This window comes from Halorubellus sp. JP-L1 (assembly GCF_011440375.1).
Taxonomy (GTDB): Archaea; Halobacteriota; Halobacteria; order Halobacteriales; family Natrialbaceae; genus Halorubellus.
Genome location: NZ_JAAOIR010000001.1, coordinates 1,438,182 through 1,457,835, shown reverse-complemented (window position 1 = coordinate 1,457,835; position 19,654 = coordinate 1,438,182). Strand labels below are relative to the sequence as shown.

The following is a 19,654-nucleotide window of genomic DNA, read 5'->3' as shown; positions in this document are numbered from 1 at the left end:
CCGCTAGTCCGCGAGGACCGTTCGCTTCGCCGACGCCATCCCGAGCACGTCGTCGAAGAAGTCCATGGAGTCGTGCGGGCCGGGGTTGGCTTCGGGGTGGTACTGGCGCGTGATGACGTCCAGGTCGTCGCTGTCGAGGCCCTCGGCGGTGCCGTCGTTCACGTTGATCTGGGAGACGTCGAGGGCTTCGGGGGCGTCGGCGACCGTGTAGCCGTGGTTCTGCGTGGTCATGACGACCTTCCCGGAGTCGACGTCCTGCACGGGCTGGTTCACGCCGCGGTGCCCGAACGCCATCTTCTCGGTGGTGCCGCCGAGCGCGCGAGCGACGATCTGCTGGCCGAGGCAGATGCCGGCGACGGGGACGTCGCCGACGAACGCGTCGACGACGTCGACGGCGGCGTCGAAGTTCGCGGGGTCGCCGGGGCCGTTCGACACGAACAGGACGTCGGGGTCGACGGCGTCGACGTCCTCGGGCGTCGCGTCGTAGGGGAGGCGGTGCACGGTCGCGCCGCGCTCGTTCAGGGACTCGACGATGGACTGCTTCGCGCCGCAGTCCAGCAGCGCGACGGTCGCGCCGTCGGCGTCGCCCGTCGTGACCTCGAGTTCGTCGACGGAGACCTGCGCGCCGATGTCCTCGTGGTCGCTCATCGCGGTGCAGTCCTCGAGTTCGGCGAGGGCGTCCTCGGGCGTGACGTCGTCGCCGACGGCGATCCCACACGCCATCGCGCCGTCTTCGCGGACGTCCGTGACGAGGTCGCGCGTGTCGATCTGGTCGACGGCGGGGACGCCCTCGGCGGTCAGCCACTCGGCGACGTCGTCGGTGAGTTCGCGAGCGACCGCCGCGTTCGGGTGGACGCGGTCGGACTCGAAGCGCTCTTCTCGGACGCCGTAGTTCCCGATGAGGGGGTACGCGAACGTGAGGATCTGTTCCTCGTAGGACGGGTCGGTGAGGCTCTCCTCGTATCCCGTGTACGCTGTCGTGAAGACCAGTTCGCCGTTCGTCGTTCCTGGAGCGCGGCCACGTGCTTCGATCACGTGTCCACCCTCGATGGCTACGTAGGCGTCCATCGTTACGAGATACGTATCGCGGCCGGCCCCATAAGCGTTGCTTTCGTAGCATCGTTACGAATTTCGCAATCGTTTAGGTGGGGGACGGTGTACTACCGCATCTCCATGGACGAACTCGACCGCCGCATCCTCAACGTCCTCCGTCGAGACGCACGAACGCCGTACACCGAGATCGCCGAGGAGGTCGGCACCAGCGAGGGCACGGTCCGCAACCGCGTCGAACGCATGACCGAGGAGGACGTCATCGAGCGCTTCACCGTCTCCACGCGCACGGGGAACGTCAAAGCGATGATCGAGGTCGGCGTCGCGGTGGACGTCGCCACGGGCGAGGTCGCCGACCGCATGGCGGACTGGGACGAGGTCGACTTCGTCTGGATGGTCTCCGGCGAGGAAGACATCGTCCTCGTCGTCGACGCCGCCGACACCCAGGGCGTGAACGAACTCATCACGCAAGCGCGCGAACTCGAGGACGTCGACGCGACCAAGACCCGACTCATCCTCGACGAACGCCTCGGGTGACTCGACTCCGACGTCGAACCGCAACGTGGCGCACGCCCGAACGATTCCACCGAGCACGTGTCACTCCACGTCCCACGAATCACGGGAGAGACAGGGTGTGCATCCGCCGGTTCAAAATATCCCGCAGCTAGGAGAGTTCTCGGGGGGAGAAGCAGTCATCGCATAGACTTGGTCCGTGATACTAATCCATAGTCCGTATGACTCACCGTGATATTCGAGGTACGGTCGTTCGCTCTCGATGCGGTTGGCGAGGGAGCGAACGGCCTCAGGGAGTTCCGGACAGGCATGATAGAACTCCTCTTCGACGGCGATCTCGACGATTCGTTGCTCTGGCCCAGGTAAGTCGCGGAATGCAATGTCGATGGTCCCGGCAGTCGCGGACTGCTGGTCCGCTTTCACGACGGCGTCCTGTGGCATTCCCGTACAGCCTGCAAGCGAAACCGTTCCGGAGAGCGCAAGGAAATGCCGACGTTGCATATTCGGAACTCAAATCGAGACATCAAGTGCTTTGTCCGTCTCTCTCAGTCGCGTCTGACGGCTACTAGCCGCGGGCAGTCGGTTCCGTGGCTCTCTTCTCGGAAGTTCGTGGTGAGACCTCGGAGAACGCCCCAGGCCGGCCCCGTTCAGTCCCATCCCACCGCAGCAGCACCGCGTCCACACCGCAGCCTCGTCCTCCCCAGCCGACTCCCGCTCGTTTCACTCGCGGGAACCTCGCACGGTATCGACGCAGCCGCGCTCGCCTTCACTCGCGCGACTGCGACAGCGCGCGCCAACCGGCGCTCGCACGCTCGACTCGTCACTTCACCCGGGCCGCGAGCAGCGCGCGCGGAACTGCGCGCGTGCTGCGAGCAGGGGGAGGGCAGGGCGCGGTGCGGTCGCGGTTGCGGTGCAGTCGAGCCGGGGCTTTCTGGGTGTTCGCGGTGTGGTCGGTCGGTGTGTATGAGCGAGCGAGTGCGTGTGGTGGTGGTTCTGGGTCGTGGCGGTGGTGGGGTGCGGCGATGCTGTGGGTGGTTTTGTGGGTGGTCCAGTTGTTCTCGGTGCGTGAGGTGCGTTCTCGATACGGTCTTTCGTGGCGAACTCGCCAGCGAATTGGTATCGGGTGCGAGTCGAAGGTGGTTTCAATTCGGTTTGCGTTCGGTTCGGGTATGAGCGCACCCGATTCGCCCGCGGACGCAGACGCTGGCGCGAACCTCGAGCACGAGAACGCCTCGCAGGACGTCATCGCGGTCGACGCGAACGACGACCCGGAGGGCCTCGTGAACCGCCTGGACGCGCACACCGGCGACGGCATCCGGCATCGCGCGTTCACGGCGCTCCTGTTCGACCAGGACGACCGCATCCTGCTCGCCCAGCGCGCGCCCGACAAGCGCCTGTGGGGGACGTGGTGGGACGGCACCGTCGCGTCGCACCCGCGCGAAGGCGAGACGCAGGAGGAGGCGACCCGACAGCGTCTCGACGACGAGCTCGGGGTCACGCCGGACCAGTACGACGACTTGCGCGTCACGGACCGCTTCGAGTACAAGCGGTACTTCGAGAACGCGGGCGTCGAGCACGAGGTCTGCGCGGTCCTGCAGGCGACGCTGCACGACACCGACCTCGACCCGAACCCCGAGGAGGTCGGCGGCCTCATGTGGGTGCCCTACGAGCGCCTCCACGAGCAGCCGGAGTTCTACCGTCAGCTCCGGCTCTGCCCGTGGTTCGAGATCGCGATGCGTCGCGACGTGGAGTGAACTGCCGCCCGAGTACGACCGGTGGCGGTATCGGCGCTCCGGCACCGAACGGCGGCGTCGGAATCGACTGACCGGTTGCGAACGGTCGGTTCTCCGTGGTGGCGAGTTCGTCCCCGGTCGACCGCTCTCGTCTGTACGTCACTTGTTAACACACGCCAATGTTTATATCCGGCGACCGCGTACTGCCGGGCGAGGCCTCGCGCCTCGTGATCGATCGTGTCGACCGAACCAGCACCGGACCGGACGCCGACGAACCGCCTCGAGCTCTCGCGAGCCGAAGCCTGGGTCGTCCATCACGTCGTGCTCGCGCACCTCCTCGACGAGGACGCGGACGCACAACCCTGGTGGGCCCTGGAGGTCGCCGAGAAACTCGAAGCCGGCGAGAACCGGTTCACAGCGTTCGAGGCGTGGCGACTGCGGTGCGCGCTCGTCGAGTACGCCGACCGCGACGCGACGCCCGAGGCCGACGTCGCGCTCTCGGTCGCCGTCGTCGACCGGATCGACAGCGAGTTCGACGGCCCCCCAGCAGCCCTCTGCTAGCCCGAGGCGCGAGCCCTCGCCATCGTCGTCCCGGACGACGACCCCCCCTCTACCCCTACCCGTTCCACGTTCGCCGCGAGCCATCGCTGGCGGATTACTCGACCGCCGAGAACGGCGAGGAGTCGGTCGCCACCAAGCGTATCGTCGGCCGGCTACGGGCGCGTCGTCGCCCAGACGCCGACCGCCCCCAGCAGTATCGCGGGCAGCATCGGGAGCGCCAGGAGCGCCACCCAGTACGGCAACACCGGCGGCCGCCAGAGGATGAGCAGCGGCGCGCCCAGGAGCGAGAACGCGAGCACGCCGATCAGCACCCAGCCGCGACCGTCGAAGCCCCGGTCCACCGCGTCGGGATGCGCGCCCTGGACGTCATCGTCCACCGAATCGGTCGTTCCCGTACCCGGGTCGTCGGCGGGGCCGGTGGCGTCGTCACCGTCGGCGTCGGTGTCGCGGGCCGCGCCCGGTCGGTGGACGTACCCGTCGTCGTCAGCGCTCACTATCTGGAATTACGACCACCTTGCCAAAGCCCTCACGGTTCTCCAGGCGTTCGTGCGCTCGCGCGGTCTCGCTCATCGGCAGTTCCGCGCGGATTCGCGGCTCGAACGTGCCGTCCCAGACCTTCTCGAGCGCGCGTTCGGCGCTGCCGTGGCTCGCCATCGTCGACCCGCGAACGTCCAGTTGATTCCAGAAGATGCGGCCGATATGCGTCTCCGGTCGCGGCCCCGTGGTCGCGCCACACGTCAGGAGGCGACCGCCGCGCGCGAGGCTCTTCAGCGAGCTGTACCACGTCGCCGCACCGACGTGGTCGACGACGACGTCGACGCCGCGGTCGCCGGTCTGCTCGCGAATCGCGTCCGCGAAGTCCTCGTCCTCGTAGTTCACCACGAAGTCGGCGCCGCACTCGCGCGCGTGCTGCATCTTCTCCTCGGTCGACGCCGTCGCGTACACCGTCGCGCCCGCGTCCGCGGCGATCTGGACCGCGGCGTGCCCGACGCCGCCGGACGCGCCGAGGACGAGCACGGACTCGCCGGACTCCAGCTCGCCGCGTTCCAGGAGCATCCGCCACGCGGTCTGGAACACGAGCGGTGCCGCCGCCGCCGTCGCCCAGTCCACGCCCTCGGGGACGGGCGCGAGCTGGTCCTCGTGGACCGCGGCCTGCTCGGCGTGCACGCCCTGGACGTGCTCGCCGATGACGTGGTAGTCCACGCACAGCGTCGGCTCGCCGCGCCGGCAGAACTCGCACGTCCCGCAGGAGACGCCCGAGAGCAGCGCGACGCGGTCGCCGGGCGCGAAGCGCGTGACGTCGTCGCCGACCGCGTCGACGACGCCCGCCATGTCGCTCCCGGGGACGTGCGGCATCTCGAGGTCGAGTCGACCCGTCGCGCCCAATCCCTTGCGCGTCCACACGTCCAGGTGGTTGAGTGCACCTGCCTTCACGTCCACGAGGACGTCCTCGGGGCCGACCTCGGGGTCGGGGAACTCGTCGTACTCGATGACGTCGCGTCCGCCGTGCTTGCCGAACTGGACCGCCTTCATGCTCGGGCCGTCGCCCGGTCGGTCAAAGAACGTTCCGACCGGTAGCGCGCGCTGGGAGGTCGGTCACCAACGGCGATCGGGTCGTCGCCGTCGCCCGGGATGGGTCGTCGGTGGGCTTACGTCGCTGCCCCCGAATGCGACCCACATGACGGACGGTGACGGGCACGACCACGGTCAGGCGGGCGGCGACGGCGAGCACGCGTCCGAGCGCGTCCCCGACAGCGAACGCGGCCACGACCACCCGGCCGGCGGCGGTGGGGACGACGAGCGTCGCCCGGTCGAGGACGGCCAGCAGGCGGGCGACGACGCGCATCACGCTGGCGACGCAGCCGTCGTTCGGGCGGCGGTCGTCACGGTGTCGTCGACGCGGTCGCTCGACGACGACCCGAGCGGCGACTTGATCGCGGACGCTCTGACGGACGCCGGGCACGCGGTCGTGACGCGCGAGCTGATCCGCGACGAGTTCGACGGCGTCCAGGGGACGGTCGCGCGGCTCGTTAACCGCAGGGACGTGGACGTCATCGTGACGACCGGCGGGACGGGCGTGACTGACGACGACGTGACGCCGGAGGCGGTCGACCCCGTGCTCGGGAAGCGACTGCCGGGGTTCGGCGAGGAGTTCCGGCGTCGGTCGGTCGCCGAGATCGGCGCGATGGGTATCGTCTCGCGCGCGCTGGCGGGTGTGGCCGACGGGACAGTCGTCGTCTGCCTCCCGGGGAGCGAGTCGGCTGTCCGGACCGGGATGGACCTCCTGGAGCCCGTCGTCGGACACCTCGTCGGACTCGCCGAGGACGGGAACGAGGACGTGGACGCGAGCGACTGACGAGCTCCTGGCTCGCCGATGGCGTCGAAAGAGAGGGCGTCGGTCGCGTGGAACGAGTGGGAGTCGGTCGTGTAGAAATGAGGGGGGAGTGAGTCGGAGGGCGTGCCCGTAGCGGGGGCGGCGTGCCTCTGACGGATGCGGTCGCGGGGGAGCGACCGCGGGAGGGAGGGGAGGGAGGCTCGTCGCCTCCAGTTTTTTCGAGGAGGGAGAGCTACATGAATCATCGACACCCTCCACGTCGTTTTACCGGGATGAACGACCGTGAACGGTCTGAACCGTCACGGGAGGCGACCGTTAAACGAACGAAACGTCGTAAATTCACGTCACCCGTCTCGAGATTTAATCCGTCCCCGATCCCTCACGGTCGACCGGGTGAACTCGAATGACGAATCCCTCCACTTCGCGACGCACCGCTCTGAAGGCGCTCGGCGCGGCCGCGGCCACGACGCTCGCCGGCAGCGGCGCCGTCGTCGCTTCGGTCGCGGACGATTCCGGTTGGACGATGCGGGAGTCCCCGACCGGGAACGCGCTCTACGACGTCGAGGAGACGGCCGCCGGCGTGTACGCCGTCGGTGCGGGCGGGGTCGTCCTCGAGCGCACGCCGAAGGGGTACGTGACGGTGCTCGACGGTGGCCCCACCGGGAACGGGAACTCGCTGTACGGCGCGGACGTGACCGACGACGGCGACCGGTTGTGGTTCGTCGGCGCGTCCGGCGCCATCGGCGAACTCGACGTCGAGACCGGAACCCTCCGCGATCGCTCCGCGCCGATGGACGTCACGAACAACTTCAACGACGTCTCCGTCACCGGTGCTGCGGGCGAGGCGAACGTGTACGTCGCCGGCGACAGCGGGAAGCTGTACTATAGCTTCGAGAACGGCGAGCCCCAGACCTGGGAGTACGCCACGCCCGCGAGCGGGTCCGCGATCAACGCCGTCGACTTCCACGACGACACGAGCGGGCACGTCGTCGACGGGAACCAGACCGTCCTCTACACGCGCGACGGCGCGACGTGGGATCGCCTCGGCGTCGCGGACGCGAACCACGACTTCTACGGCGTCGACTCGGACGACTTCGACGACGTCTGGGTGAGCGGCGGCGGCGGGACCGTCTACCACTGGGACGGCTCGGAGTGGGTGCGGAGCGACACCGGCGACGCCGGCCTGCGCGACGTCGAAGTCGCGGGCAACGACGCCGGGTACGTCGTCGGCGGCGGCGGTCGGGTCTACGACCGCGAGAACAGCGAGTGGCGCCAGGACGCGACGCCGACCGGCGAGAACCTGAAGGCGGTCGTGCGACTCGGCGACGAATCCGCGGTCGCCGTCGGCGCCGGCGGCACCGTCGTCGAGCGGTGAACTGCCTCGGGGTCGCGGCCTACTCGTCGCGGACCGCCGTCAGCACGAAGATCCCGTCCTCTGCGATCTCCGCCTCGCGGTCGACGACCTCGTAGCCGAGGCGATCCAGTTCTTCGCGGACGTCGCCCTCCGGCGACCCGAAGTTCGCGTGGGTCTCGACGACGACGACGCGCGGCTCGATCTCGAGGTTCCGGAGGACGTCCAGTTCCGCACCCTCGCAGTCCATCTCGAGGACGTCGCACGCCGGGAGTTCGGTGGCGTCGACGACGCGCGCGTCCCCCGGCGGCGTGTACAGCGACACCGCCGACCCGACGATGGCGTGCTCCACGTCGACGCGGTCGGTCACGCCGTTCAACTCCAGGGCCTCGCGGACGAGGCCGTACTGGTCCGCGCCGCCCTCGTAGGTCGTCACCGACCCCGTCTCGCCGACGTGGTTCGCGGCGACGACGGAGGACACGCCGAACCCGCCGCCGACGACGACGACGTCGTCGCCGGTCCGGACGCGCTCGCGGAGCGAGTCGATGATCGCGGCCTCGTACTCCGGGAACCGGTCCGTGAAGTCGAACAGCTTCGCGCCGCGCGCCGTGACGCCGTTGTGCGTGCTGAGCTTGTACGGCAAGTGCGGTCGCAGGAAGCGGTTGTAGACTGACTGGACGGTACCGGGCTGGTCGACGCGGTCGGTGTCGCCGTCGTCGGTCGCCGACCCGACGCGGCTGGTGACGCTCCCGAGCATGCCCGTAACCTGGGCGCACTCGGTCATCAAGCCGCGTTCGCGCTCGAGAGCCGACTCGGCGCGCGTTTCGAGACTCGATACGTGCGACTGCGACGCGATGCCGCCCCAGAGAGCCACTGCGGTCGCGTAGCCGTCAGGCCGCGAGTTCCTCGGCGACGGTCGCGGAGTCCAGCAGCGCGGGGTCGACGGAGAGTACCTCCTGGCCGCTGACGAACTCCGGGAGCGAGTCGTCCGTGTAGCAGACGACGCGCACGTCCTCGTTCAGGTCTTTCGCGACCGGGATCGACGTCGCCTGGCCGACGTCCGTGAGGACGAACAGGTCCGCGTCGTGGACGCCTGCCTCCTCGAGCGCGGGCCGGTTCGCGACGTCGGCGACCACGCTCACCTCGTACCCGACGGCCTCCAGTTCGCCAACTAGCTCGTGTTCGTCGACGCCCGCGAAAATCGCCTTCATTGCGACCACGTTGGGGCCGTACCGGTTTGTGCCTTTCCTGTCGACGCGCCCCTGCCGCCGCCTCACGTGACACGACGTGGCAAGCGACGAGCGTCGAGGCGGCGAGCGGCGTCGACGGCGCTACTCGTACTCGATGGTCGCAGGCGGCTTGTGCGTGACGTCGTAGACGACGCGCGCGACGTTGTCGTGGCCGCCCGTGATGCGGGACTGGATGCGCTGGAGGGTCTCCCAGTCGATCTCCTGAGCGCGAGCGGTCATTCCATCCCTCGATTCGACGGAGCGTACGCTGACGACCCAGCCGTGCACGCGGTTGTCGCCCTTCACGCCCGTGGCCTTCCCGATCACCGCAGCGAGCGCCTGCCAGGGCTCGTACTCCTCGAGCTCGTCCTCGACGACGTGGTTCGCCATGCGGGCGACGTCGAGCTTCTCCTCGGTCACTTCGCCGATGATGCGGACGGCGAGTCCGGGGCCGGGGAACGGCATGCGTTCGGCGATGATCTCCTCGAGGTCGAGTTCGCGCGCGACCTCCCGCACCTCGTCCTTGTAGAGGTCCCGCATCGGTTCGACGATGCCCTCGAAGTCCACGACGTCGGGGAGCCCGCCGACGTTGTGGTGGGACTTGATGGTGCCCTCGCTCTCGATGCGGTCCGGGTAGATGGTGCCCTGGACGAGGTAGTCCGCGTCCACCTCGGTCGCGACCGTCTCGAACTCGCGGATGAACTGCTCGCCGATGACGTGCCGCTTCGCCTCGGGATCGGTGACGCCGGCAAGCTCGTCGAGGAACCGCTCCTTCGCGTCGACGATGCGGAGCGAGTCCATGTAGTCGAAGACCTCGCGTATTTGGTCGGTCTCGCCCTCGCGCATCAACCCGGTGTCGACGTAGACGGGCGTGAGCTGGTCGCCGATCGCCTCGTACGCGAGCGCGGCCGCGGTCGAGGAGTCCACGCCACCCGATAGGGCGATGACGGCGTTCGCGTCGCCGACTTCGTCGGCGATCTCCTCGATCTTCTCGTCGATGAAGGAGTCGACGTCCACCATCAGACCTCCACCTCCTCTCGGTCCGCGGCGTCCGCACGGTCGGCCTCGTCGCCGTTGTCCGCGCCGTCGACGCCCGCGCGCTCCATCACTGCATCGAGGAGCGCGACGAACGGCGGACTCGGCCGTCCGGGCCGCGACCGGAACTCTGGGTGGAACTGCGTCCCGAAGAAGTACGGGTGGGCCTCGTGTTCGAGGATCTCCATGCGGTTGCCCGCACGGCCCGAGAACACCAGCGGCGTCTCCTCGAAGTCCTCGAAGTACTCGGGGTTGACCTCGTAGCGGTGCCGGTGGCGTTCCGTGCAGACGTTCGCGTCGTAGACGTCCGCGGCGAGCGTCCCCGGCGAGATGTCAGTCTGGTGTGCGCCCAGACGCATCGTGCCGCCCATGTCCTCGACCTCGTACTGCTCGGGGAGGATGTCGATGACGGGATCTGGCGTGTCCGGGTCCATCTCCGCGGAGTGCGCGTTGGGGTAGTCCATGACGTTCCGGGCGTGCTCGACGACCGCCATCTGGAAGCCGAGACAGAGTCCGAGGAACGGGACGTCGTTCTCGCGGGCGTGCCGAATCGCTTCGATCTTCCCCTCGGTGCCCCGAGAGCCGAAGCCGCCGGGGACGACGACGCCGTCGCAGGACTCGAGACGCTCGCGGTTCGCACCGTCGTCGTCGCCGTCGACCATCTCGTCGGAGTCCACCCACTGCACGTTCACGTCGACGCCCGCGTGCAGGCCGGCGTGCTTGAGCGCCTCGTTCACGCTCATGTACGCGTCCTCGAGGTCGTACTTCCCGACGAGCGCGACGTCCACGCTACCCTCGCGCTCGCGCGTGACGAGTTCCCGCCACGTGTTGTCGCGCTCGGGAACGGGGAGCGCCTGCCCGAGCAGGTCCAGTTCCTGCATGACGTACTCGTCGAGGCCCTCCTCCTCGACCATCAGGGGGACGTGGTAGATGTCCTCGACGTCCGGATTCGAGAACACGGCCTCGGTCGGGACGTCGCAGAACAGCGCGATCTTCTCCTTCGTGTTCGCGTCGAGCTTGTCCTCGCAGCGCCCGACGAGGATGTCCGGCTGGAGTCCGATGGACCGGAGTTCCTTCACGGAGTGCTGGGTCGGCTTCGTCTTCTGCTCGCCGTTCTTCGAGTACGGCACGAGCGTGACGTGGGTGAGGAGGAAGTCCTCCTCGTCCTCCTCGTGCGCGAACTGCCGCAAGGCCTCGAGGTACGGCATCCCCTCGATGTCGCCGACGGTCCCGCCGATCTCGACGAGGCAGACGTCGGTGCCTTCGGCAGCCTCGCGGATGCGGCGCTTGATGTCGTCAGTGATGTGCGGGATGACCTGCACGGTCTTCCCGAGGTAGTCGCCCGCGCGCTCCTTCTCGATGACGTGCTTGTACGTCTTCCCCGTCGTGACGTTGTGGTCGAACGTCATGTCCTCGTCGAGGAAGCGCTCGTAGTTCCCGAGGTCGAGGTCGACCTCGCCACCGTCCTTGAGGACGTACACTTCGCCGTGCTGGTAGGGGTTCATGGTGCCCGCGTCGACGTTCAGGTAGGGGTCTACCTTCACGGCGGTCACGTCGAACCCGGCGTTCTTCAGGAGGCGGCCGGTGCTCGCGGCGGTGATCCCCTTCCCGAGCCCGGACATCACCCCGCCTGTCACGAAAATGAACTTGTTCCCGAGCGTCGGATCGTACTCGGTTTCGGACTCCTTCGGCATACCGAGTGTCCGCGAGGACGACCCAAAACCATTTCGGAGCGCGCGCACCCTGCCGGACCGTCCCACGGTGGAGAAACGACTACGAACCGGGCGTACGTCGCCTCGAACATGGACGTTCGTCCACTCCGCGACGGCGAGGTCGCCGCGCTCCACGACGACTGCTGGCTCCCCTTCGGGCTGGAGATGCAGGAGCTCGACGCGCACGACGCGCTCGCCGCGGACCTCGACGCGGTCCGCGACGCGAACGTCGCGTACCGCCGCGACCGTCACGCGAGCGACGACACGCACACCGGGGTCGCGGTCCCCGGCGACGACGAGCGACGACCGCCGGTGCGAGCCGACGCGCTCGCGGACCCGACGATCGGTGACGCGGCCGCGGTCGCCGCGGGCACGCTCGACGACTCCGCGCGGTTCGCGGGGTACGCGTACGCGGAACTCGGCGACTCCCCGCCGGTGTTCGCGCGCGGCGACCCCGTGACCGTCCTGGAACTGTACGTGCGCCCCGAGTACCGCGGCGACGGACTCGCAACCGACCTCCTCGATACGGTCGAATCGTGGGGTCGAGAGCACGGCCGCGAGCGCGTGGAACTACACGTGCACGCGCGCAACGACGCCGCGAACGGCCTCTACGAGGTGCGCGGCTACGAGACGTTCATGCACAAGCGGCGAAAGTCGCTCTGAGCGTCGAAGCGACCGGGACCGCGAGCCGCGGTCGTTGCGGCGCGGTCAGTCGTCGTCCGCGACGCCGCCGCCCATCGAGTCCTCCGCGTCGCCGGCGTGCTCGAGCGGGTCGCTGTCCCAGTACTCGTGGGTCGCGTCCGCGCGGAAGCACGCCGCCTCGTGGTCGGCGCCGACGTCGTAGTCCGGCGGGAGCTCGCGCTTGCAGGCCTCCCTGGCGTGCGGGCAGCGCGTGTGGAACCGACAGCCGGTCGGCGGGTTCCGCGGCGAGGGGACGTCGCCCTCCAGTCGACCGCCGCGGCGACCGTACTCTTCGACCGACGCTCTGGGGACGCTGTCCAGGAGCGCCTGCGTGTAGGGGTGCTGGGGGTCTTCGAAGATCTCGTCGACCGGCCCGGTCTCGACTATCTTCCCGAGGTACATCACGGCGACGCGGTCGGAGATGTGCCGGACGACGCTCAGGTCGTGTGCGACGAACAGGTACGTGAGGCCGAACTCGTCCTGGAGGTCCTCGAGGAGGTTCAGCACCTGTGCCTGCACGCTCACGTCCAGCGCCGACACCGGTTCGTCGAGGACGACGAACTCGGGGTCGAGCGCGAGCGCGCGAGCGATCCCGACGCGCTGGCGCTGCCCGCCGGAGAACTCGTGGGGGTAGCGGTCGACCTGTCGCGCGGACAGTCCGACGCGCTCGAGCAACTCCCTCGCACGCGACTCGCGCTCAGCGCTCCCGGCGAGTCCGTGAATTCTGAGGCCCTCGGTGACGATCTCGCCGACGGTCATCCGCGGGTCGAGGCTCGAGAACGGGTCCTGAAAGACGATCTGGGCCTGCTGCCGGAACGCCTTGCGTTCGTCCGTAGTCATCTCGAAGACGTCGTCGCCGTCGAAGCGAACTGAGCCACCGGTCGCCTCCCGGAGCCCGAGGAGCGTCTCGCTCGTCGTCGACTTCCCGCAGCCGGATTCGCCGACGAGCCCGAGCGTCTCGCCGCGCTCCACGTCGAAGCTCACGCCGTCGACCGCCCGCACCGCGGTCGGTTCCCGCCCGAGCACGCGGTCGATCAGGGTGTCGTTCTCGTAGTAGTGCTTCTCCAGGTCCTCGACCGCCACGAGTGGTCGGTCAGTCATCGGCTTGCACCTCCTCCGCTTCCTCGAAGTGGTCGTCGTCGAGCGCGGTCGCGGGGTCGTACTCGCCGTCGGCGAGCACGCAGCGAGCGGTGTGGTCGGGGTCGCCGTCGACGGGTCGTTCCGCGGGGTGCTCGAGGCAGGCCTCCATCGCCTTCGGACAGCGGTCGGCGAAGTAGCAGCGGTCGCCCATCTCCTCGGCGTTGAGGTTCGGGACGTTCCCCTCGATCGGCTGGAGTCGCGGTGCCGGGTCCTCCACGTCCGGGATCGACCCGAGCAACCCCTGCGTGTACGGATGCGTTGGGGCCTCGAAGACGTCCTCGAGCGAGCCGCGTTCGACGACCTCGCCGGCGTACATCACGGCGACGCGGTCGCACATGCGAGCGATGACGCCGAGGTCGTGCGTGATGAGTACGACGCTCATCCCTCGATCCTGCTGGATGTCCCGGAGCAGATCCAGTATCTGGGCCTGGATGGTGACGTCCAGCGCCGTCGTGGGCTCGTCGGCGAACAGCACGTCGGGTTCGCCGGCGAGCGCCTGCGCGACCATCGCGCGCTGGAGCATCCCGCCCGAGAACTGATGGGGGTACTCGTCGGCGCGCTCGACGGGGTCGGGGATGCCGACCTGCTCGAGCAGTTCGATTGCGCGCGCCTTGCTCTCGGGACTCGTGTACTCGCGTCCCGGGACGAGCGTGTCGACGATGAGGTTCCCGAGCCCGTACCCCTGCGTCCGCGAGCGCGTGCTCCGCGGGTTCGCCGAGGCCCGACGCTGCACCTCGACGGCCTCGGCGATCTGCTCGCCGACGGTCAGCGACGGATTGAAGCTACTCATCGGATCCTGGAAGATCATGCTGAACTTCGGGCCGCGGAGCGACCGCCGGACGCCTTTCGGGAGTCGCCTGAGGTCGACGAAGTCGCCGTCGACCGCCGCCGGCGTCTTCTCGCGGAACTCCTCGGCGAGGTCGGGCTCGCGGAACCACACCTCGCCGTCCGTGATCCGTCCCGGCGAGTCGACGAGGTCGATGGTCGACAGCGCCGTCACGGACTTGCCCGACCCGGACTCGCCGACGATGCCGAGAATCTCGTCCTCGCGCACGTCGAAGGACACCGACTCGACGGCGTTGACCTGGCCCTCCTCGGTGAAGAACCGCGTGCTGAGGTCCTCGACGCGGAGGCGGTCGGCCTTGCGCGCAGGCTCCCGGCCGGCTTCCTGGGCGGGTTCGCGGCCCTGCCCGCGAGCGGTCTCGCGGTCGGGTTCGCGGGTCATACCCCTCCCTCCCCCTCGATACCGGGGTCGAGGGCGTCCCGGAGCCAGTCACCGACGAGGTTCAGGCCGACGACCGTGACGACGATCGCCAGTCCCGGCATCGCCGCGATCCACCACGCGGTCGACTGGTACTGGCGGCCGAGCGCGATGTCGAAGCCCCAGGAGACGTTCGCCGACGAGAACCCGAGGAAGGAGAGCGCGCTCTCCAGCAGGATGATCGCGGCGATCTGGATCGTGCCGAGGACGAGGATGGGCGTGATGGCGTTCGGGAGGACGTGCCGGAGCAGTATCGTCCCGTCGTTCGCCCCGAGTGCTCGCGCGGCCTTGACGTACGACTGCTCGCGCAGGTTCAGGGCTTCGCCGCGTGCGACGCGCGCGAACCACACCCAGTTGACGAGTGCGACGACGACGATGATCGTCCCCGGAACGACGGTGCTCTCGGGCATCCCCGTCGGGAGTCCGACCGCAGACCGGAACGCCTCGGACAGGCCGCTCTGGACGAACGGGTCCGGGATGGACCGCTCGAGCGCGTCCCCGAGCACGCCGATGAGCGCGATCGCGAGGACGATCGAGGGGAACGCGAGCATCACGTCCGCGCTCCGCATCAGGACGTCGTCGACCGTCCCGCGGTAGTAGCCGGCGACGAGGCCGACGCTGACGCCGACGAGCATCGCCAGGCCCGTTCCGAGGAAGCCGACGAGCAGCGACACCCGGGCGCCGTAGACGAGTCGCGAGAGGATGTCGCGACCGTTCCCGTCGGTCCCGAGCGGGTGCGTCGTCGTCGCGTTCTCGTACACGGTCTGGTTCTCAGTGACGATCTCGCCGTCCTCGAAGACGACGCTCCCGTTGTCCTGGACCGGCACCTCCTCGGTCGTCGCCTTCGTGAAGCCCAGCGGCGGCGAGCGAGCGTTGTCCAGGTTCTGCGTCCCCGGCTTGTGCGGCGCGATCAGTGGCGCGAACACCGCCACGAGCAGCACGACGACCACGACGACGATGCCGATCTTCGCGAGGACGTTCCGATCCAATCCGCGCCGCAGGCTTCTGAGCGTGCGTGGCGAGACCAGCCCACGGTTGATGCTCCCCAGGGGGAACCTGGCGGCCAGCCACGAGAGTAGTTCGGAGATCATTCAGTCGAATCCCACCCGCGGGTTCACGTACGTGTACAGCGTGTCGACGACGATGTTCACCACGACGAATCCGATGGAGATGACGATGAGCGACCCCTGCACCATCGGCCAGTCGCGCGAGTTGATGCTACTGATGAGGACCTGCCCCAGTCCCGGCCAGTCGAAGACGAACTCAGTGATGACCGCACCGCCGATGAGCGTCCCGAGCTGGAGGCCGACGACGGTGATGATCGGGATGAGGGTGTTCCGGAGGACGTGCCTGTAACGCACGAGCGACTCCGGGAGGCCCTTCGCTCGCGACGCCCGGACGTACGTCTTCCCGAGTTCGTCGAGCATCCCGCTCCGCGTCAGTCGCGTGATGAGCGCCGTGAAGTACGTCCCGAGCGTGATCGCCGGGAGCGTGATGTACCACAGCCACGTCCTGAGTCCCTCGAGGGCGGCCGCGAACTGCATGGACGCCACGAGGTCGAAGATGGCGGGGATACCGATGGCGCGCTGGCTCGTCGGGAACAGGTTCAACTGGACAGAGAGCACGATGATGAGCATGACGCCGAGCCAGAAGTTCGGCGTGCTGATGCCGGCGAGCGAGAACAGCGTCGCCCCGTAGTCGGGAGCGGTGTGCCTGTTCGTCGCACTGACGACCCCGAGCGGGATGGCGATGACGACCGCGACGACCGTCGCGGCGATCGCGAGCTCGAGCGTCGCCGGGATGCTCCGGGCGACGCGCGCAGTGACCTCGGTACCGGTCGTCAACGACGTTCCCAGGTCTCCGGTCGGGACGCCCGTGATGAACTTCCAGTACTGGACGTGCAGCGGCTGATCCAGTCCGAGTTCCGCGACGACCTGCCGGCGGACCTCGGGATCGACGTCCGGTGGCAACAGGACGTTCGCCGGATCGCCCGGTGCGATGACGCGCAGCCCGAAGACGATGGTCACGACGCCCCAGACGACGAACGCGCCCTGGAGGAGTCGCTTCGCCAGGAACCGAGCGAGGGACATCTGGCGTTACTCGGCGGGACTCATCGCGTACGCGTCGATGCGCTCGTCCGAGCGAGGCTCCCACTCGACGCGGTTACTGACGCCGTAGACGCTGTACTGCTGGTTGAGGAAGATCCACGGTGCTTCCTCGTTCGCGAGCGCGTTCGCGTCCTCCAGCGCGGAGACGCGTTCGTCGCCCGTGCTGTTCGCGGCCGTCTCGAGCAGCGAGTCGAACTCGTCGTTGCTCCAGGACGTCAGCGCGCCGTTCGTCGAGAGGAGCGCGGTCATGACGAGCGCCCCCTCGAACGTCGCCTCGCCCCACCCGATGAGGTACCACGGCGGCTTGTCCTCGATGTTCCCGGTCAGGAGCTCGTCGGTCAGCGACCCGAAGTCCCGCTGGTTGACGGAGGCGGAGACGTTCGGGAGTTCGTCGATGTAGCCCGCGACCGCCTGCGCGATCTCGAGGTCCTTCAGGTACCGGCCGACGGGCGTGTTCAGTTCGATCTCGACGCCGGCGTGTCCGGACTCCTCGACGAGGCGCTCGGCCTCGTCGGGGTCGTAGGGATAGGGGTCGACGTCGTCGTTGTGGCCGACGAACTCCGGGAGCGTCGGCTGGCCGGTCTGCGCGCCGAACCCGCCGAGGACGTTCGAGACGATGCTCTCCAGGTCGACCGCGTAGTTCATCGCTTGCCGGAACTGCTTCGAGGAGAACGGCTCCACGTCGTACCGCATCCCGTTGTAGAGGATGCGCGTACTCGGCGCGGCGGAGACGCTGCCCGCGTCGCTGTTGTTGATGCGGTTGACCTCCTGGGGCGGGACGTTGACGATGATGTCGGTCTCGCCCTGGAGCATCTGGTTGACGCGCGTGCTGGACTCCGTGGCGCTACGGAACGTGAGTTCGGACACCTCCGCGGGGTCGTCCCAGTAGTCGTCGTAGCGCGTGAAGACGACCTCCTCGTCCTGCGTGTAGGAGTCGAGCTGGAACGGGCCGGTGCCGTTCATCTCCTGGCCGATCTCGGACTTCGAGCGGTCCTCGACCCACGACTTCTGCACGATGTCGCAGTACGTCGCGAACTCGGAGAACACGATCGGGTTGAGTCCGTCGAGTTCGACGCGGACCGTCGTCTCGTCGACGGCGCTCGCGCCGCTGACGCCCGCGAGCTGGTCGCGCTGCGGGCTCGCGAACCCGACGTCTTCGTCGACGATGCGGTTGATGCTGTACGCCGCGTCCTCGGCGACGAACGTATCGCCGTTGTGGAACGTGACGTCTTCGCGGAGCTGGAACTCCGCGGCGTTCTCGCCCTCGACGCGCGACCAGTCGGTCGCGAGCGCGGCCTGCGTCGATCCCGCCGCGTCGCGCGTGATGAGGCCCTCGTAGGCGTGGAGCATCACGACGTCAGTCGGCGTCTCGCGGTGGTCGTGGGGGTCGAGTCCAGAGGGCATGTTCCCCTGGGTGATGGTGACCTCGAACTCGCCCACTTCCGTCTCGCCGTCGTCGGTGGTCTCGGTATCGTCGCCGCCGTCGGTGCCGTCGCCGCCGTCGGTGTCGTCGCCGTCGCCGGCGTCGGTCTCGGTCGTCTCGTCGCCGCCCATGCAGCCGGCGAGCGATGCCGCCGTCGCAGCGCCCGCGTACTTCAGGAACCCGCGTCTGTCAGGACTATCCTCTAGCATGGTCCGTAGTAGTTAATATGAGCATATAAAACCATTCGTAGGACGACCCGGTTCTGCTTCGATTTCGAGCCCGAAGTCGGTTCGATCGTCCATCCCGAAACTGTCGGTCGGTGCGCGTCTGGCAGAAGGGATTATGGTGTGGGGGCCTGGAGTTCCGTCGATGCGAACGCACGTGCTCGGGGAAGGCCGACCGGAGCTGGCCGTCGTCGTCGGCCAGCACGGCGACGAACCGTGCGGCGAGCGGGCGATGGAGCGATTGCTCGCGGACGAGTCCCTCCGGCTCTCGGGAGCGGTCCTGTTCGTGGTGGCGAACGAGCGAGCGCGCGACGCCGGCGAGCGCTTCGTGGACGTGGACCTGAATCGCGCGTACCCCGGCGACCCGGACGCGGACGCGCACGAGGCGCGGCTCGCGAGCCGACTCCTCGAGGTCGTCGACGGACTCCCCGTGCTCGACCTCCACTCGACCGTCTCGACGGCCGAGCCGTTCGCGCTCTACCAGCGACTCACGCCCCGGACGCGCCGACTGCTCGAGTGGACGGGGCTCGACCGCGCCGTCGACGTCCGGACCGAAGCCGGCGGGCTGGCGTCCCACGTCGACGGCGTCGCGGTCGAGTGCGGTCGGAAGGGGAGCGAGGCCGCCGTCGACACCGCCGAGCGAGTGCTGCGGAACGTGCTCGCAGCCGCCGGCCTGACTGCGGTGGGAGACGGAGAGCTCGCGGGCGAGCGCGCTGGCACCGTCGATCCGACCGTCTTCGAAGTGTTTGATCGCGTCGACGGGAGGGGGTACGAGTTCCTCGGGGAGAACTTCCACGAGGTGCCGGCCGGGACGGCGTTCGCCCGTCGCGGCGACGAGGAACTCGTCGCCGACGAACCGTTCTACCCGGTCCTGATGTCGACCGACGGGTACGAGGCGAGCGTCGGCTTCCGCGCTCGCCGACTCGGCCCGCTCTCGTCGCTCCCGGACGACGACCGACTGCGGTAGAACCGACTGCGGTAGAACCGGCCCGACAGCCGCTCTCCGGGGCGGACGTGGACTACTCGCGACCGGCGCGGAGGCGAGCGACGCCGGCGAGCGCGACGCCGACGACGAGCAGCGCGAGGCCGGCGACGGCGAGCGTCGGTTCGACCGTGCCGACGCAGTCGGGATAACAGCCCTGCGTCGGGGCGCCGCCGGCGAGGATGGGGCTCGCGCCGGCGACGACGACGCCGACGTAGATCGCGGTCCAGCCGAGTTCGGCAGACGCCGTGGTGGTGGTCGACGGCATCGGTTCGGGGTTCGCGACCGGGGCTTGTGGTCGTTGCGGTCGGACCCC

21 protein-coding genes are annotated in these 19,654 nt (G+C 68.7%); 7 read left to right on the top strand and 14 right to left on the bottom strand.

Annotation, left to right across the window (positions count from 1 at the left end; all coding sequences use genetic code 11):
• Positions 1 to 3: 3 nt before the first annotated feature.
• Entirely contained in the window at positions 4 to 1,068 is a 1,065-nt protein-coding gene (carA, locus tag G9C85_RS07350) for a glutamine-hydrolyzing carbamoyl-phosphate synthase small subunit (RefSeq protein WP_166038404.1), read from the bottom strand.
• Between the two features lie 105 nt (positions 1,069 to 1,173).
• On the opposite strand from carA, the gene G9C85_RS07345 reads away from it, so the two are divergent.
• Entirely contained in the window at positions 1,174 to 1,587 is a 414-nt protein-coding gene (locus G9C85_RS07345) for an Lrp/AsnC family transcriptional regulator (protein ID WP_166038402.1), read from the top strand.
• Between the two features lie 111 nt (positions 1,588 to 1,698).
• Here the strand turns inward: G9C85_RS07345 and G9C85_RS07340 are convergent, their stop codons facing one another.
• A complete protein-coding gene (locus G9C85_RS07340) occupies positions 1,699 to 2,064 on the bottom strand; it encodes a hypothetical protein (protein WP_166038400.1) in 366 nt (121 codons plus the stop codon).
• 668 nt (positions 2,065 to 2,732) lie between these two features.
• Between G9C85_RS07340 and idi the strand changes: the two genes are divergently transcribed.
• Positions 2,733 to 3,317 (top strand): isopentenyl-diphosphate Delta-isomerase, encoded by a 585-nt coding sequence (gene idi, locus G9C85_RS07335; protein WP_166038398.1) that lies wholly within the window; start codon positions 2,733 to 2,735, stop codon positions 3,315 to 3,317.
• Between the two features lie 216 nt (positions 3,318 to 3,533).
• A complete protein-coding gene (locus G9C85_RS07330) occupies positions 3,534 to 3,857 on the top strand; it encodes a hypothetical protein (protein WP_166038396.1) in 324 nt (107 codons plus the stop codon).
• Positions 3,858 to 4,009: 152 nt separating this feature from the next.
• Here G9C85_RS07330 and G9C85_RS07325 read toward each other — a convergent pair whose 3' ends face one another.
• Positions 4,010 to 4,351 (bottom strand): hypothetical protein, encoded by a 342-nt coding sequence (locus G9C85_RS07325; RefSeq protein ID WP_205254335.1) that lies wholly within the window; start codon positions 4,349 to 4,351, stop codon positions 4,010 to 4,012.
• Entirely contained in the window at positions 4,341 to 5,390 is a 1,050-nt protein-coding gene (locus G9C85_RS07320; protein ID WP_166038394.1) for a zinc-binding dehydrogenase, read from the bottom strand. Before G9C85_RS07320 ends, G9C85_RS07325 begins: the two co-directional genes overlap by 11 nt.
• Positions 5,391 to 5,535: 145 nt before the next feature.
• Here G9C85_RS07320 and G9C85_RS07315 point away from each other — a divergent pair, with 145 nt between their 5' ends.
• Positions 5,536 to 6,213 (top strand): molybdenum cofactor biosynthesis protein B, encoded by a 678-nt coding sequence (locus tag G9C85_RS07315; protein WP_166038392.1) that lies wholly within the window; start codon positions 5,536 to 5,538, stop codon positions 6,211 to 6,213.
• Positions 6,214 to 6,595: 382 nt separating this feature from the next.
• On the top strand, positions 6,596 to 7,567 hold the full coding sequence (locus G9C85_RS07310; RefSeq protein WP_166038390.1) for a hypothetical protein: 972 nt from the start codon (positions 6,596 to 6,598) through the stop codon (positions 7,565 to 7,567).
• Positions 7,568 to 7,586: 19 nt separating this feature from the next.
• Here G9C85_RS07310 and G9C85_RS07305 read toward each other — a convergent pair whose 3' ends face one another.
• From G9C85_RS07305 to G9C85_RS07290, 4 genes are all read right to left on the bottom strand, one after another.
• Positions 7,587 to 8,327 carry an FkbM family methyltransferase gene (locus G9C85_RS07305; RefSeq protein ID WP_166038388.1) on the bottom strand — a complete coding sequence of 247 codons (741 nt, stop codon included), beginning with the start codon at positions 8,325 to 8,327 and terminating at the stop codon, positions 7,587 to 7,589.
• 106 nt (positions 8,328 to 8,433) lie between these two features.
• Entirely contained in the window at positions 8,434 to 8,754 is a 321-nt protein-coding gene (locus tag G9C85_RS07300) for a CTP synthetase (RefSeq protein ID WP_166038386.1), read from the bottom strand.
• Between the two features lie 120 nt (positions 8,755 to 8,874).
• Positions 8,875 to 9,792 (bottom strand): glutamine-hydrolyzing GMP synthase, encoded by a 918-nt coding sequence (guaA, locus tag G9C85_RS07295; RefSeq protein WP_166038384.1) that lies wholly within the window; start codon positions 9,790 to 9,792, stop codon positions 8,875 to 8,877.
• The gene (locus G9C85_RS07290; RefSeq protein ID WP_166038382.1) at positions 9,792 to 11,501 is read right to left on the bottom strand and encodes a CTP synthase; all 1,710 of its coding nucleotides are present in this window, start codon (positions 11,499 to 11,501) and stop codon (positions 9,792 to 9,794) included. The genes guaA and G9C85_RS07290 overlap by 1 nt, the downstream gene beginning before the upstream one ends.
• Before the next feature lie 108 nt (positions 11,502 to 11,609).
• Here G9C85_RS07290 and G9C85_RS07285 point away from each other — a divergent pair, with 108 nt between their 5' ends.
• Positions 11,610 to 12,182, top strand: a complete 573-nt coding sequence (locus G9C85_RS07285) for an N-acetyltransferase (protein WP_166038380.1) — start codon at positions 11,610 to 11,612, stop codon at positions 12,180 to 12,182.
• Between the two features lie 45 nt (positions 12,183 to 12,227).
• Here G9C85_RS07285 and G9C85_RS07280 read toward each other — a convergent pair whose 3' ends face one another.
• The 5 genes from G9C85_RS07280 to G9C85_RS07260 form a co-directional block, all read right to left on the bottom strand.
• A complete protein-coding gene (locus tag G9C85_RS07280) occupies positions 12,228 to 13,301 on the bottom strand; it encodes an ABC transporter ATP-binding protein (RefSeq protein ID WP_166038378.1) in 1,074 nt (357 codons plus the stop codon).
• Positions 13,294 to 14,565: an ABC transporter ATP-binding protein gene (locus G9C85_RS07275; protein ID WP_166038376.1), complete on the bottom strand. Its 1,272-nt coding sequence runs from the start codon at positions 14,563 to 14,565 to the stop codon at positions 13,294 to 13,296. The genes G9C85_RS07280 and G9C85_RS07275 overlap by 8 nt, the downstream gene beginning before the upstream one ends.
• Entirely contained in the window at positions 14,562 to 15,629 is a 1,068-nt protein-coding gene (locus G9C85_RS07270; RefSeq protein WP_166038976.1) for an ABC transporter permease, read from the bottom strand. Before G9C85_RS07270 ends, G9C85_RS07275 begins: the two co-directional genes overlap by 4 nt.
• Positions 15,630 to 15,692: 63 nt before the next feature.
• Positions 15,693 to 16,691, bottom strand: coding sequence for an ABC transporter permease (locus G9C85_RS07265; RefSeq protein WP_166038373.1), 999 nt, complete (start codon positions 16,689 to 16,691; stop codon positions 15,693 to 15,695).
• 6 nt (positions 16,692 to 16,697) lie between these two features.
• Positions 16,698 to 18,341: an ABC transporter substrate-binding protein gene (locus tag G9C85_RS07260; RefSeq protein ID WP_166038371.1), complete on the bottom strand. Its 1,644-nt coding sequence runs from the start codon at positions 18,339 to 18,341 to the stop codon at positions 16,698 to 16,700.
• A 160-nt stretch (positions 18,342 to 18,501) separates the two neighbouring features.
• Between G9C85_RS07260 and G9C85_RS07255 the strand changes: the two genes are divergently transcribed.
• Complete coding sequence (locus G9C85_RS07255; RefSeq protein WP_166038369.1) at positions 18,502 to 19,323, top strand: succinylglutamate desuccinylase/aspartoacylase family protein; 822 nt, start codon at positions 18,502 to 18,504, stop codon at positions 19,321 to 19,323.
• A 52-nt stretch (positions 19,324 to 19,375) separates the two neighbouring features.
• Here G9C85_RS07255 and G9C85_RS07250 read toward each other — a convergent pair whose 3' ends face one another.
• Complete coding sequence (locus G9C85_RS07250) at positions 19,376 to 19,606, bottom strand: hypothetical protein (protein ID WP_166038367.1); 231 nt, start codon at positions 19,604 to 19,606, stop codon at positions 19,376 to 19,378.
• Positions 19,607 to 19,654: the final 48 nt, after the last annotated feature.